General features: G+C 34.3%; 12 protein-coding genes. 8 read left to right on the top strand and 4 right to left on the bottom strand.

Annotated elements, in window-relative coordinates:
• Window positions 1-51 precede the first annotated feature (51 nt).
• From D0T85_RS14175 to D0T85_RS14160, 4 genes are all read right to left on the bottom strand, one after another.
• On the bottom strand, window positions 52-480 hold the full coding sequence (locus D0T85_RS14175) for a dCMP deaminase family protein (RefSeq protein WP_163214182.1): 429 nt from the start codon (window positions 478-480) through the stop codon (window positions 52-54).
• 14 nt (window positions 481-494) lie between these two features.
• Window positions 495-1,019 (bottom strand): DUF4847 family protein, encoded by a 525-nt coding sequence (locus D0T85_RS14170; protein ID WP_163214181.1) that lies wholly within the window; start codon window positions 1,017-1,019, stop codon window positions 495-497.
• Window positions 1,016-3,106 carry a M3 family metallopeptidase gene (locus tag D0T85_RS14165; protein ID WP_203558487.1) on the bottom strand — a complete coding sequence of 697 codons (2,091 nt, stop codon included), beginning with the start codon at window positions 3,104-3,106 and terminating at the stop codon, window positions 1,016-1,018. Before D0T85_RS14165 ends, D0T85_RS14170 begins: the two co-directional genes overlap by 4 nt.
• Before the next feature lie 120 nt (window positions 3,107-3,226).
• The gene (locus D0T85_RS14160) at window positions 3,227-3,814 is read right to left on the bottom strand and encodes a hypothetical protein (protein WP_163214180.1); all 588 of its coding nucleotides are present in this window, start codon (window positions 3,812-3,814) and stop codon (window positions 3,227-3,229) included.
• A gap of 1,122 nt (window positions 3,815-4,936) precedes the next feature.
• On the opposite strand from D0T85_RS14160, the gene D0T85_RS14155 reads away from it, so the two are divergent.
• The 8 genes from D0T85_RS14155 to D0T85_RS14120 all read left to right on the top strand — a co-directional run bounded on the left by D0T85_RS14155 (window position 4,937) and on the right by D0T85_RS14120 (window position 14,158).
• A complete protein-coding gene (locus D0T85_RS14155; protein WP_163214179.1) occupies window positions 4,937-6,637 on the top strand; it encodes a lipopolysaccharide assembly protein LapB in 1,701 nt (566 codons plus the stop codon).
• Window positions 6,638-6,738: 101 nt separating this feature from the next.
• Complete coding sequence (locus D0T85_RS14150) at window positions 6,739-7,629, top strand: hypothetical protein (protein ID WP_163214178.1); 891 nt, start codon at window positions 6,739-6,741, stop codon at window positions 7,627-7,629.
• 32 nt (window positions 7,630-7,661) lie between these two features.
• Window positions 7,662-8,783 (top strand): hypothetical protein, encoded by a 1,122-nt coding sequence (locus D0T85_RS14145; protein WP_163214177.1) that lies wholly within the window; start codon window positions 7,662-7,664, stop codon window positions 8,781-8,783.
• A 41-nt stretch (window positions 8,784-8,824) separates the two neighbouring features.
• A complete protein-coding gene (locus D0T85_RS14140) occupies window positions 8,825-9,925 on the top strand; it encodes a hypothetical protein (protein ID WP_163214176.1) in 1,101 nt (366 codons plus the stop codon).
• Between the two features lie 77 nt (window positions 9,926-10,002).
• Entirely contained in the window at window positions 10,003-11,121 is a 1,119-nt protein-coding gene (locus tag D0T85_RS14135; protein WP_163214175.1) for a hypothetical protein, read from the top strand.
• Between the two features lie 47 nt (window positions 11,122-11,168).
• A complete protein-coding gene (locus D0T85_RS14130) occupies window positions 11,169-12,251 on the top strand; it encodes a hypothetical protein (protein WP_163214174.1) in 1,083 nt (360 codons plus the stop codon).
• 333 nt (window positions 12,252-12,584) lie between these two features.
• On the top strand, window positions 12,585-13,592 hold the full coding sequence (locus D0T85_RS14125; protein ID WP_163214173.1) for a serine/threonine-protein kinase: 1,008 nt from the start codon (window positions 12,585-12,587) through the stop codon (window positions 13,590-13,592).
• A gap of 14 nt (window positions 13,593-13,606) precedes the next feature.
• Window positions 13,607-14,158, top strand: a complete 552-nt coding sequence (locus tag D0T85_RS14120) for a GNAT family N-acetyltransferase (protein WP_163214172.1) — start codon at window positions 13,607-13,609, stop codon at window positions 14,156-14,158.
• Window positions 14,159-14,160 lie beyond the last annotated feature (2 nt).

Here is a 14,160-nt window from a genome sequence, read left to right as displayed (position 1 = left end):
AAGTTTTTAAGTTTATAAGTTTTTAAGTTTAGTCTCCCATTCTTGAACATGTTATAAATTCACAAACTCAACATCAATGCCGGCACGTTTTAACAGTTCAATACCATCTTCCAGCCGGTACTTCTCGGAGTACACTACCCGTTTAATACCTGCCTGAATAATTAATTTAGAACATTCAATGCACGGAGAGGCTGTTACATACATTGTTGCGCCATCGCTACTGTTGTTTGAACGGGCTATTTTGGTTATGGCATTGGCTTCGGCATGAAGTACATAAGGTTTTGTCATGTTCGATTCATCCTCGCACACATTTTCAAAGCCCGATGGTGTTCCGTTGTATCCATCGGATATGATCATTTTATCTTTAACAATCAATGCACCAACCTTTCTGCGTTCGCAGTAAGAATTCTCGGCCCATATTGATGCCATCTGTATGTAACGTTTGTCTAACTCCTGTTGTTTTTGTTCTTTGCCGTCCATCTGTACAAAGGTTGTTACTCGTCTACACGAAGAAGTAAGTAGTATTTATCCTTTCCTTCTTTAAAATATATCTGAAGATTATTGTAATCACCAGTATATTTATATGCATTTTTTAATGCGTTAATGAAAGCCGTACCCAATACATCGCCATCGCTAACCGATTGTTGGGTGGTGCTGAAGGTGTTACTTTCGCCATCTACACTCCAGTTACCGGATATGGCAACTGTGGTAGCCCGGCCACTATATGTAGCGTTTTTACCGGTTATCTTGTTGTTTTCTTCAAATCCGGCAAATTGAATAACGAAATTACCTTTCTGATTTAAAAGTTCGTTCGATTTCTTCATAGCCTCTTCATTGCCATTCCAGTAATGTGTTGCTATGGGCGATTTGCTACTGCCATTGTCTATCAGGATACGTGTAAGTTTCCACTGTTTATCCAGGAAGATTCCGGAAATATCGTCCGACTCGTTACAGCTACTAAATAGCAGGCCCGATAAAGTTATTGCAAAAAAGAGCAGGATTGTTGAATATGTTTTCATTTTATTCCATTTCTGATTAGTAATGCATCAATTGTAGGTTCGTGTCCTCTGAATCGTTTATAAAGAACCATTGGATGTTCGGTACCGCCTTTCGATAATATATTGTCGCGGAACGACTGTGCTACATCAGTATTGAATATGCCTTTTTCTTTGAAGAGCGAAAATGCATCGGCATCCAACACCTCTGCCCATTTGTAACTGTAATATCCGGCAGAGTATCCTCCTGCAAATATGTGCGAGAATTGTGTACTCATACAGGTTTCGGGTATAACGGGCAGGATCTGTGTTTTTTTCCATGCTTCCTTTTCGTATACTTTTACGTCGCCCTCGAATGGAGTAGTGCGTGTGTACCATGCCATATCCAGTAAACCAAAGCTTACCTGACGAAGACATCCGTATCCAACATTGAAGTTAGCCGCATCTACAATTCGTTTAATATATGCTTCGGGTAGTAATTCGCCTGTTTGGTAATGTTTGGCAAAGGTATGGAGGAACTCTTTTTCGTTTGCAAAGTTTTCCATAATTTGCGAAGGCAGTTCTACAAAATCCCAGTACACACTTGTGCCGCTAAGGCTTTCGTAGGTAGAGTTTGCAAATATACCGTGCAAGCCATGACCAAACTCGTGCAGGAAGGTATCCATTTCGTCGAAGGTAAGCAATGCAGGTTTATCTGCCGTAGGCTTGGTGAAGTTCATAACCAACATAACATGCGGACGACTGTTTTCGCCTGTTTTTTCGTCTATCCACTGGCCTTTTACACTCGTCATCCATGCACCGGCACGTTTGCCTTCTCTTGGGTGGAAGTCGGTATAAAGTACTGCAAGGTATTTACCATCTTTGTCGTAAACCTCGAAGGCATCTACATCTTTATGATAAACAGGAATATCGGAATTCTTTTTGAAGGTGATACCATACAGTTTGGTAGCAAGTCCAAACACTCCTTCTTTTACTTTTTCCAGTTCAAAGTATGGACGAAGCAGTTCGTCGTTAAGGTTGAAATTCTTTTCTTTCAATTTGTTTGAGTAATAACTCCAATCCCAAGGCATTAATTCAAAACTATTGCCTTCTGTTTCGCGGGCCAGCTTTTCTACTTCCTTAACTTCTTTTTGTGCAGCCGGTGTATATGCATCTAACAACTGATTCAGCAGGTTATATACAGCATCGCTGTTTTCGGCCATTCTTTTCTGAAGCACATAGTCGGCATGGCTGTTATATCCCAACAATTGGGCTATTGCCATGCGGGTATTTACAATTTCGGTTGCTATGCTTTCGTTGTTGTATTCATTGTTTAACGTACCTTTGGTGTTATAGGCCATATAGAGTTCTTTGCGAAGCTCGCGGTTATCGGCATATTGCATAAAAGGTCCGTAGCTGGGTGCCTGTAATGTAATAACCCAACCTTCAACATTTTTTTCTTGTGCGGTGTGTGCAGCAGCTTCAATGGCTGTTTCGGGCAATCCGGAGAGCTGACTCTTATCGGTAAGTACAAGTTGATAGGCGTTTGTTTCTTTCAGGCTGTTCTGACTGTAATTAAGGGTAAGCATGCTGAGTTTAGCAGTTAATTCCCTGTATTTATCTTTTGCTTCGCCTTGAAGGTTGGCTCCACTGCGAACAAAACCATCGTAAGCATTATCAAGTAGCTTGGCCTGTTCGGTATTTAGGTTCAGTGATGCTTTTTGGTTATATACAGTTTTTATCCGTTCAAATAGCTTTTCGTTTAAACTGATATTGTTGGAGTGTTCGCTTAAAAGCGGCATTAACTTTTGGGCAAGTTCCTGCATTTCGTCGTTGGTTTCTGCACTTAACAGATTTCCAAAAACCGTTGTTACTCTTTCAAGCAGTTCTCCCGATTTTTCGAGTGCTACAATTGTATTACTAAAAGTTGGCTTTTCGCGATTATTAATTATGGCATCTATTTCTGCCATTTCCTGCTTCATTCCCTCCATAATAGCAGGTTCGTAATGTTCTATTTTAATTTTATCGAACGGAGGGGTACCATGGGGGGTATTATATTTCTCTAGGAAAGGGTTTTGAGCTTGAGTCATTGTTGTGCAAAATAAAGTCAATAATAATAATATCTTTTTCATTGTGAGTTAACTGTTATATGGTTTACTGTTAATTTACGAAATTACGAATTATGTTTTGAATATGGATTAAGATGTATGGTTTATTTAACCCAAATTAAATTTTAGTTCTTTTTGAACCACTCATTCAATGGAATCACTCGTAATCAGGTCAATTGCTTTTTTATACTCTTCATCATAAGTTGAGTTATCATAGATTACTACATTAAAATCTCTGATTGTATCATTTTGTATTTTGTAAAAGCTTGTCCAATTCTCGCCTGAATTTACATAATTGTCAATAAGGTTATATTGGGATAAATAATTAGGGTTTTTGATTTTTTCAAATCCTTTGATTCTTTTGACGCTGTTGTTTACTGTATCAACAAGATACAAATAATATGTCCAATTGCTTCTGGCATCTGAAATGTTTTGTATGAGAATGTCTTCTAAATTGTCGCCATTAAAATCTCGAAATTCAGTTTCGCCCGTGAAACTATAAAGCGTGTCTTGATAAATCACTTCATTGTTCGAGAAAAGTTGAAATATCATATTGTTGTTGCTAATAGTGTCAACACCATTGGGAAAATACTGTTGCACTATTTTGTAACTTTTGTTTTTGTTGTTTATATCGCAAGGTGTTTCAAAGGTCTGAAAAATAGTTTGTGCTTGCGTGTAACAAGCTGTGAATAAACAAAATGCGCTTACTATGATTATTGCCTTTTTTTTCATATTTCTTTTTTTGTGTTTTATTGTCGATTTACACTAATTTCCAAAAGTAGTAAATATCTAAAATACAGCAAAACTCCTCTACCAAGAAGTTTAAAAGTCGTAATTTGCCGTCACACCAGCACACGGCCATTTATCTGCCTGACCGATAGGCTGTTAAAGCGTGCTGGCAAAGTGTGCTGGCAAATATAATTACAATTTGCCAGCACACTTTGCACTTTGCCCCTCTAACAATAATAGGGATTTTCTGGTAGAAAACACTGGATTCTTCCGCGTAATAGTCCATAGTTTTCCGCAAAATAGTCCATACTTCTTCGCAAGCTATATAGCAGAGCGGCATCGGTCTATATAGCAGAGTACCTTTGTGCTATATAGCATCGACCCCTTATGCTATATAGCATTGGCTCCTCGGTCTATATAGAAAGAAATTTTACTCATTATTAAACTGTGCTTTTATCCCGGTAGGATAAAGGTTTTCTCCTACCGGGATGAAGCGTTCATCCTACCGGGAGAAACCGTTTATCCTACCGGGAGAAAGGCTTTATGCTACCGGGATGAAAAAAAGCTATGATACTTCGAATGGTACTTATGTTTTACTTTTTAGCGAAATGTCATAAGCTAAGTTATTGGTAATTAGTTTGTTTTGGTGGTTATGAGACTTATGACACTATTTTCGCCATAAATTTCCTGTAGGGATTAAAATTATCAATTGCCGTCTGCTTTAGAGACTGTGTGAAAACGTCCTCCTCCGCCCTTTGGGCACCTCCTCCAAAAGGAGGATAGCTGCGCTATACAATGTATCCGCAGGGTATCCCCCTTTGGAGGGGGTAGGGGGGAGGACGTTTTCACACAGTCAGCTAAAGCAGACGGCAATTGATAAAACTAAACAGCCCTGCCTATGCCGGATTAAGAATTTTGTTATGATATTATTTCTATAGGGGATTCATAAAATAAACACAAGAAATAGCCTTGTGAGCATGCCCCTACAGCATGAAGCAAAATGGGTTCTTAACTTTTATTATCAAATATACTGGGTATAAAATACATAATTCCGAATCTTATATGTATTAACCTTGTGCCGCTACAAAGCGGCAACTATTTTGGGGCACCAATTAAATCTGTTTTATGAAAAGTACAACATTCGTGTTTTTAATTGTAGCTGTATGGGCAATAGTGTCTTGTAGAACCGAAACCCAGCTAAATACTTTAGCCAAAGCACAGGATTTTATGGATTCTCATCCGGATTCGGCTTTATGCGTTTTAGAAAACGAAGTTAATAAGCAACAACTAACTGAGGGTGGGCATGCTTTGTGGGGGTTGTTGATAACTAAAGCAAAAGCCAAGTGCCATATAAAACAGTTGTCGGACTCCATTATTAATAGGGTTTTGGATTATTATGAGAAATCCGGTAATAAAGAATTCTTGATGGAAGCATATTATTATGCAGGAACTGTGCACCATGATATGAACAATGTTTTGAAAGCACAAGATTATTATCTCAAAGCCCTGGAACTGAGCAATGATGTTCGGGATTGCACTATTCTGTCGCGATTATGTTATAATATAGGCGACCTTTATTTGCATCAGGATGTACACGATCAGGCATTACACTATCAAAAGAAAGCATTACATTATGCCTATGTACACAGCGATTCGGCAGCGATATCTTATGCCTTGCGTGATATAGCGCGTAGTTTTACTATTCAAAATAAACTGGATAGTGCCTTGCATTATTATAATGACGCATTGATACATGCAAGAGGTACTAACAAAATCCACATTTACAACGAATTAGGAATTATATACAAAAAGCAACAAGACTATTTAGCCTCTTATAATTATCTTCAGCAAGCATTGGCGTTGATACCAGAGGGGGCTAAGGATAATTATTCCGCCATTTCTTCCAACTTAGGCCTTACTTATCTGAATATGAACAAACCCGATAGTGCACTGTATTTTTTACAGAAAGGCGCTTCGAGCAAAAAGTTGTCGACCAAAGCTAATGCCCATTACTACTTATATAAATTGTATAAACAAACCGGAGATAAAGAAAGGGCATTATTGTATCTGGAAGAATCTAAATTATTATTAGATTCGATAGATAGAAGCAAACGTACAAATGATTTGCAACGCATGCAAACACTTTATAATTACCATCAATCGGAAAAGCAAATATTAATGTTGGAAACGGCTCGTACACAAAGCGAAAGCAGTAAATATAGAGCCTGGCTTATTGCTGTAATATCTGGTGTGTTTGGTGTGGCTTTAGTGTTTGTTTCAATAAGAATATGGAAAGAGTTGAAAAGAAAACGCGAAGAATTTAAGAATCAGCTCAACAAACAACATCGGGATGCTCAAGCCACAATCGAAAACAACATTGTACAAATAAAGAAAATGGAAGATGTGATAAAACAATTGCAGGGTGAGAATAAAGAATTAAATGAGTATCTGGAAAATAAAAGGATGCTTGCTACAAAGCTGGAAGCTACAGAAATATTTCAGAAGCTTCATAACATAGTTGATGATATTAAAACACACAAACCAATAACCTTAACTACCGATGATGAAAAAGAGTTGATTAAAACAGTAGAGGATTTTTGCCCCGACTTTGCACTTCGGATAAGGCAACGAAGCACAAAACTTAATATTACCGACTGGTATCTTTGTTATCTGTACAAAATAAATATAACGGCCCCCAATGTATTAGCTGTTTTTTTGAATTTGGCGCCCAATTCTGTAATTTCTAAAAGAGATAGACTACACGAAAAAATCTTTGGTAAAAAAGGAGATCACAAAGACCTTGAAGAATTTATCCGCTCTCTATAGGCGTAGAAAGGCACTTTTGTAAATTGCGAGTTTTTTGCGAGTTTTTTTTCTAGGTATGTTGAAGCTGGTTTTTTAATTTCGACGGACTAAATATCGAAAGCATGAAAAACTTAATGTCTAAAATATTAATACTTTCTGTTATATTACTTACTAGTTGTACACAACTGGAACATACTCACTATTATTATTCAAAAGATAGTAGTGGGCAAATAATTGTTCCTGTAACTATTGATGGTGTAGTTTTTAAATTTGCTTTAGATACAGGAAGTGCCCGTTCTTTTTTATGTAAAAATGCTCTATTGAAAAACAATAAATTCAATTCTAATTATCTTCAAGGAAATAAAAAAATGGAGATTCGTTTTTATGATAAATTGGATACTCTTTGCCTGGAGGATTATAAGTGCGCAATTAATATTGGTGACTACAAACTGGATGTAAACTTGTTTTTATTCAACCCGGACAGTTCGATTGGAATGACTCTTCCGGAAGTTGATGGAGTGATTGGCTTTGATATCTTTAAAAAACTAAATTGGTTGTTTCATTTAAAGGATAGCGTTTTTTGTGTAAATAGAGAGGCTATAAATACAGAATTGCTTGATACTATAAATTTAAGTTTTCCTGTGACTTCTAAAATATGGGATAATATGAAAATAAGTGCCCTACTAGAAGATTCGATAAGAACTGAATTTATTTTTGATACAGGTATGTGTAAACTTGGCTTTACTCATTCTGGCACCACAACTTATTGTGACTTTATTCTATCTGATTCTCTGTTGGAATTGATGGAGCCTTCTAGTAATTCATTTATTCCTCAAGCAGCTATCCGTTATAATTTAAAAGTGAACAATATGAATGTGAAAAATGTCGCTTTTATGGTTGATGAAAGGAGTATATCCGGAAATAATTATATATCATGCTCTTTTATCTATCGGTTTAATTACATGATATATGATAAACAGAAAAATTGCATCAGTTTAATTGGTGTTGAATAAGATATTTGTTATTAATCATTAATTTAGTTCTTATGAAAACAATAAAAATAATATATCTTTTCTTGTTATTTAGTTATGGCTGTACAACAGTACCCTCTCCTATGCTAACACAGTTAAATTATGAAACTGATTCTCTATCAATGATCAGGCTACCTTTAGGATTGTCAAATGGAAGATATAATTTCGTATTTGACACCGGATCTGATTTTTCATTGATTAATACTCATAAAAATCCTCAAGCAGTTACTGATACTACAAATATTTTTTCGGCTATTTCAGCTATTTCAACATACGAAGATATATATACATGTTTGCATCATTGGAAATGCTATGATCTTAATATAAACGAAGAATTACTGCTTAAAAAACAGTTGTTTATGTTGAATGGCTATAAAGATGATTATTTAAATCTTAGTGTAGATAGTAATTTCATTGGAATGAATGTCATCGATAAATTCGATTGGCTTTTCGACATGAATAATAATGTAGCTACAGTATATAAAAAAGGAAGTAGAGAGTTATTATCGTTAGGAAAAGAAAAAATAATATTTAAAAAGAAGATAGATAAAAATGCATTTTTCTGTGATATAACAATCAATGACAGCATTACCCAAGAATTTCTTTTTGACACAGGTTTTGGAAAAAGGAATAGTTATATCGGTGATTATAAGATAACAACAGATGTGATTTTATCAGATTCTTTGTACAATTACCTAAATTATAATATACCAGATTGTATAAATGTTGAAGTTGAAGAATGCGATTCTATAGGACTTCAACTTATTCAGTCCCTAAAAATAGAACAGACCGATTTTCAAAACCTTTCAGCTATTAGAAGTAAGGAAAATAGATCTAATGGAAATATTTTCACACTGGGATTCATACGGCGATTTGATAAAATGTATTATGATTCGAAGAAGGATGAAGTTTTACTTTTTAAGAATGACAGCTTAAATGATATTAGTAATACAGATAAGAGGGAATTAATAATCAAAATAAAAAAACTCATTGTTAAAGAAGATAAAATGATAGATGAAGAAGAGGAAGAAAGCTTTGATTATTATGAATTTGTACATTTAATGGGTGCTTATGTGAAAATATATAATGACTCAGTGGGAATTTCGATTGATGTTTTTAAAAAGGCTATTCATTAAAAATATGTCATTGTCATATTGTAAAACGTAAAATTATCAACATGAAATTAAAACATTTCTTATATACATTATTAATGCTTAGTTGTGGGTGTACGACTCCCTCACTAAAACTCACAGAATTTAGTTATGTAAACGATTCTTCGATGAGGATCTATATTCCTGTAATAATTGGTGGTGAAAAGTATAATTTCTTATTTGACACGGGATGTACTCATTCTAAAATCAACACAACGAAGATCCACCAGACTGTTATTGATACAACAAACGTCATGACTAAAACTTTGAACATTACAACATATAGGGCTAACTATGAAGAAACCGCATCTATGTATTGTTATGATTTTACTTTAGGAAAAGATTTGCTTGTAAAGCAACAATTATTTTCCTTATATGGTTTTAAAAACATTAAGAATAGCTCAAATAGCCTGTATCGAGATAGCTCTGTTTTGGGAATTATAGGTTTAGATTTAATATCCAAATTTGATTGGTTTTTTGATTTCGACAACAAAATCGTCAAAATATACAAAAGAGGAAGTAGAGGTGTTTTGTTACAAAAAAAGGAAGATTTATTATTAAAGAAAGAAAGGAAAAAGAAAGCTTTCCATTGCAAGATATCTTTAAATGACAGTATCAGCCAGCGTTTTCTTTTTGATACAGGGTTTGGTTTTGAAAGTGCCTGTATAGGTGATTATGAAATTGCAACAGATATGATATTTTCGGATTCGTCATTTTATTATTTCAATAAAAAAGTACCAAATTGTATGAATGTAGATTTTTCAGATTCTATAGACATTCAAGTTATTCAATCGTTAAAAATTGAAGATTGCGATTTTCAAAACCTTATTGCTTTCAAAGAAGAGTTTAATTATTCAAATATCAATATTTTCTCCATTGGTTTCTTAAGAAGATTTAATGAAATGTATTATGACTCCGAAAAGAATGAAATACTACTATTTAAAGATGAAAGCTTTAACAACACTCAAACAAATGAGTTCATATATAGAACCAAGAAATTTTTAACAGATGGCTTAGATGGTTTAGACAGCCTGGATTATTATGAACATGTACAGGTGTATGGTGGTACTATTCATTTAACTAATGATTCAACGAAAACCTCAGTAGAATCTATTTTCAAGAATTAAAATGGGTTTTATAGCAACAGAGATTCCAACCCAATCTATATTTAATATTTTAAAAATCCCCTTTTAAATTTTGAAGTATGAAAAATATTTATCTCTTAATATTAATATTGTGCAGTTTGTATAGTTGTAACAATACTTCTTCTAATCCTATGCCTCAAACATTTGCGTATAAGGAAGACTCTTTAATGAGAATTCACATTCCAATTATACTAAATGGTAAAAAACTTGATTTTCTATTTGATACGGGTGCTAAAACTTCTATTGTAAATTATCGCAAATTATCTCCAATAATGTTTTTAGACACAACGAATCTTTGCTCAATGGATATAAATGTAAAAACATATCATAAAATCAGCAAAAACTATCTTTCATGTGGAATATATGATATAACATTAGGAGAAGCTGTTTTTATAGAAAAGCAGATATTAGGACTACACGGGTTTAAGAATGGTGAGTTTGTAGATAATTATACAGGAGATGGCATTATAGGCCTAAATATAATTTCAAAATACGACTGGCTATTCGACACCCAGAATAAAACAGTTACAGTATTCAATAAAGGAAGTAAATGTTTTCCTGCTATTAACGCAGATACTCTCACCATTATTAAAGAAAAAAAAGAAGATATATTTTATACCAATGTCATTATCAACGACAGTGTAAAAACCAGATTTCTTTTTGATACTGGATATGGAAAAAAATCTCGAATAAATGATTATCACTTGACAGGAGATATGATTTTTGTTGATTCATTATATCGTTTTGTAAATAGGAATTACAAGAATTGCATTAATGTTGAATACTATGATACGATTAGTTTTCAACTCATTCAAGATTTTAAACTTGACAATATTGAAATGCAAGACCTTTCAGCATTTAAAGAGAAACTACCTAATGCTATGAATTGCAACATGTTTACTGTTGGCTTTTTTAAAAGATTTAACTATATGTATTATAATGGAGCAAAAGATGAAATTTTATTATTTAAAAGTAAAGACATGCAGAATTATAAAACAGATGAAAGAGAATTAATTTGTAGAATCAAAGAATACACGTTGAAATTGCGATCAATTCCGCTTAAAGACAAGGATCTTTACAAAGACATAGATATATTAGGATCTACAATAACTGTAGGAGATAATTTGAAAGATTCTGATGGAAAAGCAGAGGGCTTTTTCAACAAAAATATTAATTGATATTCTCGTCTTCATAAATCAATAACCTTATAAAAACAACAAAAATTATGAAAACCATTTGTTTATTAATACTTATTGCTTTATACAGTATTTCAGCCACTTGCCAGTCTGGCCCAAATACATTAAAAAAAATCTCATACGAGGAAAAATTTTCTCGTGTAATCTATGTTCCGGTCTTTTTTGAAGGAAAACGATTTATGTTTCTTTTTGACACAGGTTCAAAACATTCATCTATAAATTATCCCAAAGTCTCTCAAACGGTGGCATTGGATACAGCAAATGTTTATGCACGAGCCATGAAGCATCTTGCAAAGGGAGAAAAGATACCATATTCCTGTGGGAAGTATAATTGTAACTTGGGAGGTAATTTGAGGATAAAAGAGCAGTTATTCTTTTTGTATGGGGTTGGAGAGAAAATAGATTATAGATACGATTCGGACGGGGTTATTGGAATGGATATAATTTCGAACTATAATTGGCTTTTTGATTTCACAACCCATACAGTTTGTTTATCCCCCAAAGGCAACAATGAATTGCTCCCTCAAGAAGTCGAATCTCTAAAGTTGAAAAAGATTAAGGATAAGAATAAGAATAAAGAAAATTTTATTGTTAATGTATCTCTAAATGATAGTATAACGGCAGACTTTCTTTTCCAAACAGGACTGTCTCAAGGTATAGATGTTTTTGATCATAAGTTGATGGGCGATATGACTTTAACGGATTCGTTGTATCGCTATTTAAATAAGCACTATGGGAATTGCATAAACATAGAAGCTGGTAATGCAAAGATTCAACTTATTCAATCGGTGATACTGAATAATTATAAAATGAATGATTTATCGGCTATTAATAAAGCCCATACGCCTGTTAATGTGTTCACTGGTGGATTTCTAAAAAGGTTTGATAAGATGTATTATGATGCAGGTAAGAATGAAGTATTGCTATTTAAAAATGAAAGTCCGCATATTTATAAAACCGACGAAAAACAACTTATTCTCAAAATGAAAGAGATAGGCAGAAACGATAAAGATAGTTTGGATTATTATAATGATGTAATTGTATATGGGACCACCATCCATATAAATAATGATTCAACAGGGTTACCTGCCAATTCTCTATTTAAGGAATAAGTGTTTTATTGTTATCAAGATACAACTCCAATATAATAAAGGTAGTCTTTGGGCTGCCTTTTTTGTGCTTAAGTAAAATTATAAAAGGCACTTGGAGAGCACCGGACAAGAAAAGGCCTGACCTAAAAATAAGGCCTTTCTTGTTAAGGAGTATTATTTACAAAAATGTTAGTCAACCCGTTCCAGAGATAAGAAAAATAAAGGTCAACCGCTTTAGAGATAAAAATGTGGAATGAAATATTTCGAATAAGAGGCGTGAACTTTTTGTATGATTGTTTGTCTGCAACTATTTTTTTATCTAAGTTTGTTAGCGTCAACAATAATTCTGATACTATGCCTCAATCCGACTTTATTCGGTCTGTAGCCGAACCCCTGCCCACCCATCCTACTCTTATTGGGCAAGGTGCTACCTCGGTTTGTTATAAAGTAAATCGATATGGAAAGTGGTATGTTCAAAAATGGCTGCGTCCTGAAATGGCCACGAATCCTTTATATGTATCTGCTTTCAAGAAAGAATTAGAACTTGGTCTGCGTCTTGATCATCCTAATATTGTGCGCTATGTTGATATCCAAATGGATGCCAACAAATTCTATATCCTTACCGATTATGTAGACGGACTTTCGTTGGATACATTCCTTACCAGACATCCCAATCATTTTAAAAATAAAGCCAAACAGCAACAGTTTGTAAAAGAACTATTTTCGGCCATTGAATATCTGCACTCACACCAGATGTTGCATCTTGACCTTAAGCCCGAAAATATTCTCATCACTCGTCAAGGTCATCATGTAAAGCTAATTGATCTAGGCTTTGCTTATCAAGATTGCTACCCATACAATCCGGCAGGCAGTGCTCGTTATACTGCACCCGAGCAAATAGCGAATGCCGAAAAACTATCACCAGCTTGCGATGTGTATGCCATTGGGCGAGTGTTACAGTTTGTAGGTATTGGTTCTAAAAGAGTGATTAATAAATGCATTGCTATAGATGCAAAAGACAGATACCTATCAGTTGCTGAATTACAAATGGCATATTATACTCAATGGAAAAAGAGGCTTGCTATGGCGGGGTTGTGTGTGTTGTTTGTGTTGGCTGGCTATGGGGTGTATAGTATGTTTAATACAGGGGATACAAAAACGGTATTCAAATTTGAATCTAGGCATTTCTCCAGATCAGAATATGAAGAATACAAATTGGATTCGACACTAAGACACCATGCTCAAAAATACGAAGGTACTAACTGTTCCAAATGGCTTTTACCTAATGGAGAGATGATAGAAATGCCCGAAGATGTATATGAGGATGCTTGTAATAAAGCAAAACAGAATTCTATTAAATAATTAACCCCACATTTATGACAAATTTACCTAACTTCCTATATAAAAAACATAAAGTACCTAACTGTTATATACGACTGTGCAACCCCGAGGATTATCAAGAAATTCTGGATATACAGAATGTAATAATGGCCGATTTGAAAAGCAACAAGAATGAGCGACTGTTTATCCCAACTCAAAACAATCAGATAAAAGATTTTTTAAATCGGAAAGATATATATTTTTTGTGTGTGCAAACGCCTGAGGGTATATGTGCCTATTCTTATACTTTCTTCAGCAGTGAAGTAGAATTTGATTTGAGTTATAACTTTGAGCAAAATAAAGTAGCTACATTCGATACAGTGGTGGTTCTGCCTAATTGGCGTGGAAACAAATTACATGAGCATTTACTGAATATTTCTATCGAAGAGGCAAAGAAAAGAGACTACGACCTCATGGCAGCAACAGTTGATCCGGAAAACATTTATAGCATAAATAACTTTGTTGCAAATGGTTTCGAAATATTGAAAAATGCCAAAGATGCACAATACGAAGGATACGAACGCTATATTGTATACAAAAAACTGTAACT

The organism is Bacteroides sp. 519 (assembly GCF_010500955.1).
Classification (GTDB): Bacteria; Bacteroidota; Bacteroidia; order Bacteroidales; family Bacteroidaceae; genus Bacteroides.
This window is presented reverse-complemented; position numbering and strand designations above follow the sequence as displayed.

Excerpts from the sequence above, each read along its gene's own strand:
- D0T85_RS14145 (WP_163214177.1), top strand. The coding sequence starts at position 7,662 with ATGAAAACAATAAAAATAATATATCTTTTCTTGTTATTTAGTTATGGC.
- D0T85_RS14170 (WP_163214181.1), bottom strand. The coding sequence starts at position 1,019 with ATGAAAACATATTCAACAATCCTGCTCTTTTTTGCAATAACTTTATCG.
- D0T85_RS14135 (WP_163214175.1), top strand. The coding sequence starts at position 10,003 with ATGAAAAATATTTATCTCTTAATATTAATATTGTGCAGTTTGTATAGT.
- D0T85_RS14165 (WP_203558487.1), bottom strand. The coding sequence starts at position 3,106 with ATGAAAAAGATATTATTATTATTGACTTTATTTTGCACAACAATGACT.
- D0T85_RS14125 (WP_163214173.1), top strand. The coding sequence starts at position 12,585 with ATGCCTCAATCCGACTTTATTCGGTCTGTAGCCGAACCCCTGCCCACC.
- D0T85_RS14130 (WP_163214174.1), top strand. The coding sequence starts at position 11,169 with ATGAAAACCATTTGTTTATTAATACTTATTGCTTTATACAGTATTTCA.
- D0T85_RS14150 (WP_163214178.1), top strand. The coding sequence starts at position 6,739 with ATGAAAAACTTAATGTCTAAAATATTAATACTTTCTGTTATATTACTT.
- D0T85_RS14160 (WP_163214180.1), bottom strand. The coding sequence starts at position 3,814 with ATGAAAAAAAAGGCAATAATCATAGTAAGCGCATTTTGTTTATTCACA.
- D0T85_RS14155 (WP_163214179.1), top strand. The coding sequence starts at position 4,937 with ATGAAAAGTACAACATTCGTGTTTTTAATTGTAGCTGTATGGGCAATA.
- D0T85_RS14140 (WP_163214176.1), top strand. The coding sequence starts at position 8,825 with ATGAAATTAAAACATTTCTTATATACATTATTAATGCTTAGTTGTGGG.
- D0T85_RS14175 (WP_163214182.1), bottom strand. The coding sequence starts at position 480 with ATGGACGGCAAAGAACAAAAACAACAGGAGTTAGACAAACGTTACATA.
- D0T85_RS14120 (WP_163214172.1), top strand. The coding sequence starts at position 13,607 with ATGACAAATTTACCTAACTTCCTATATAAAAAACATAAAGTACCTAAC.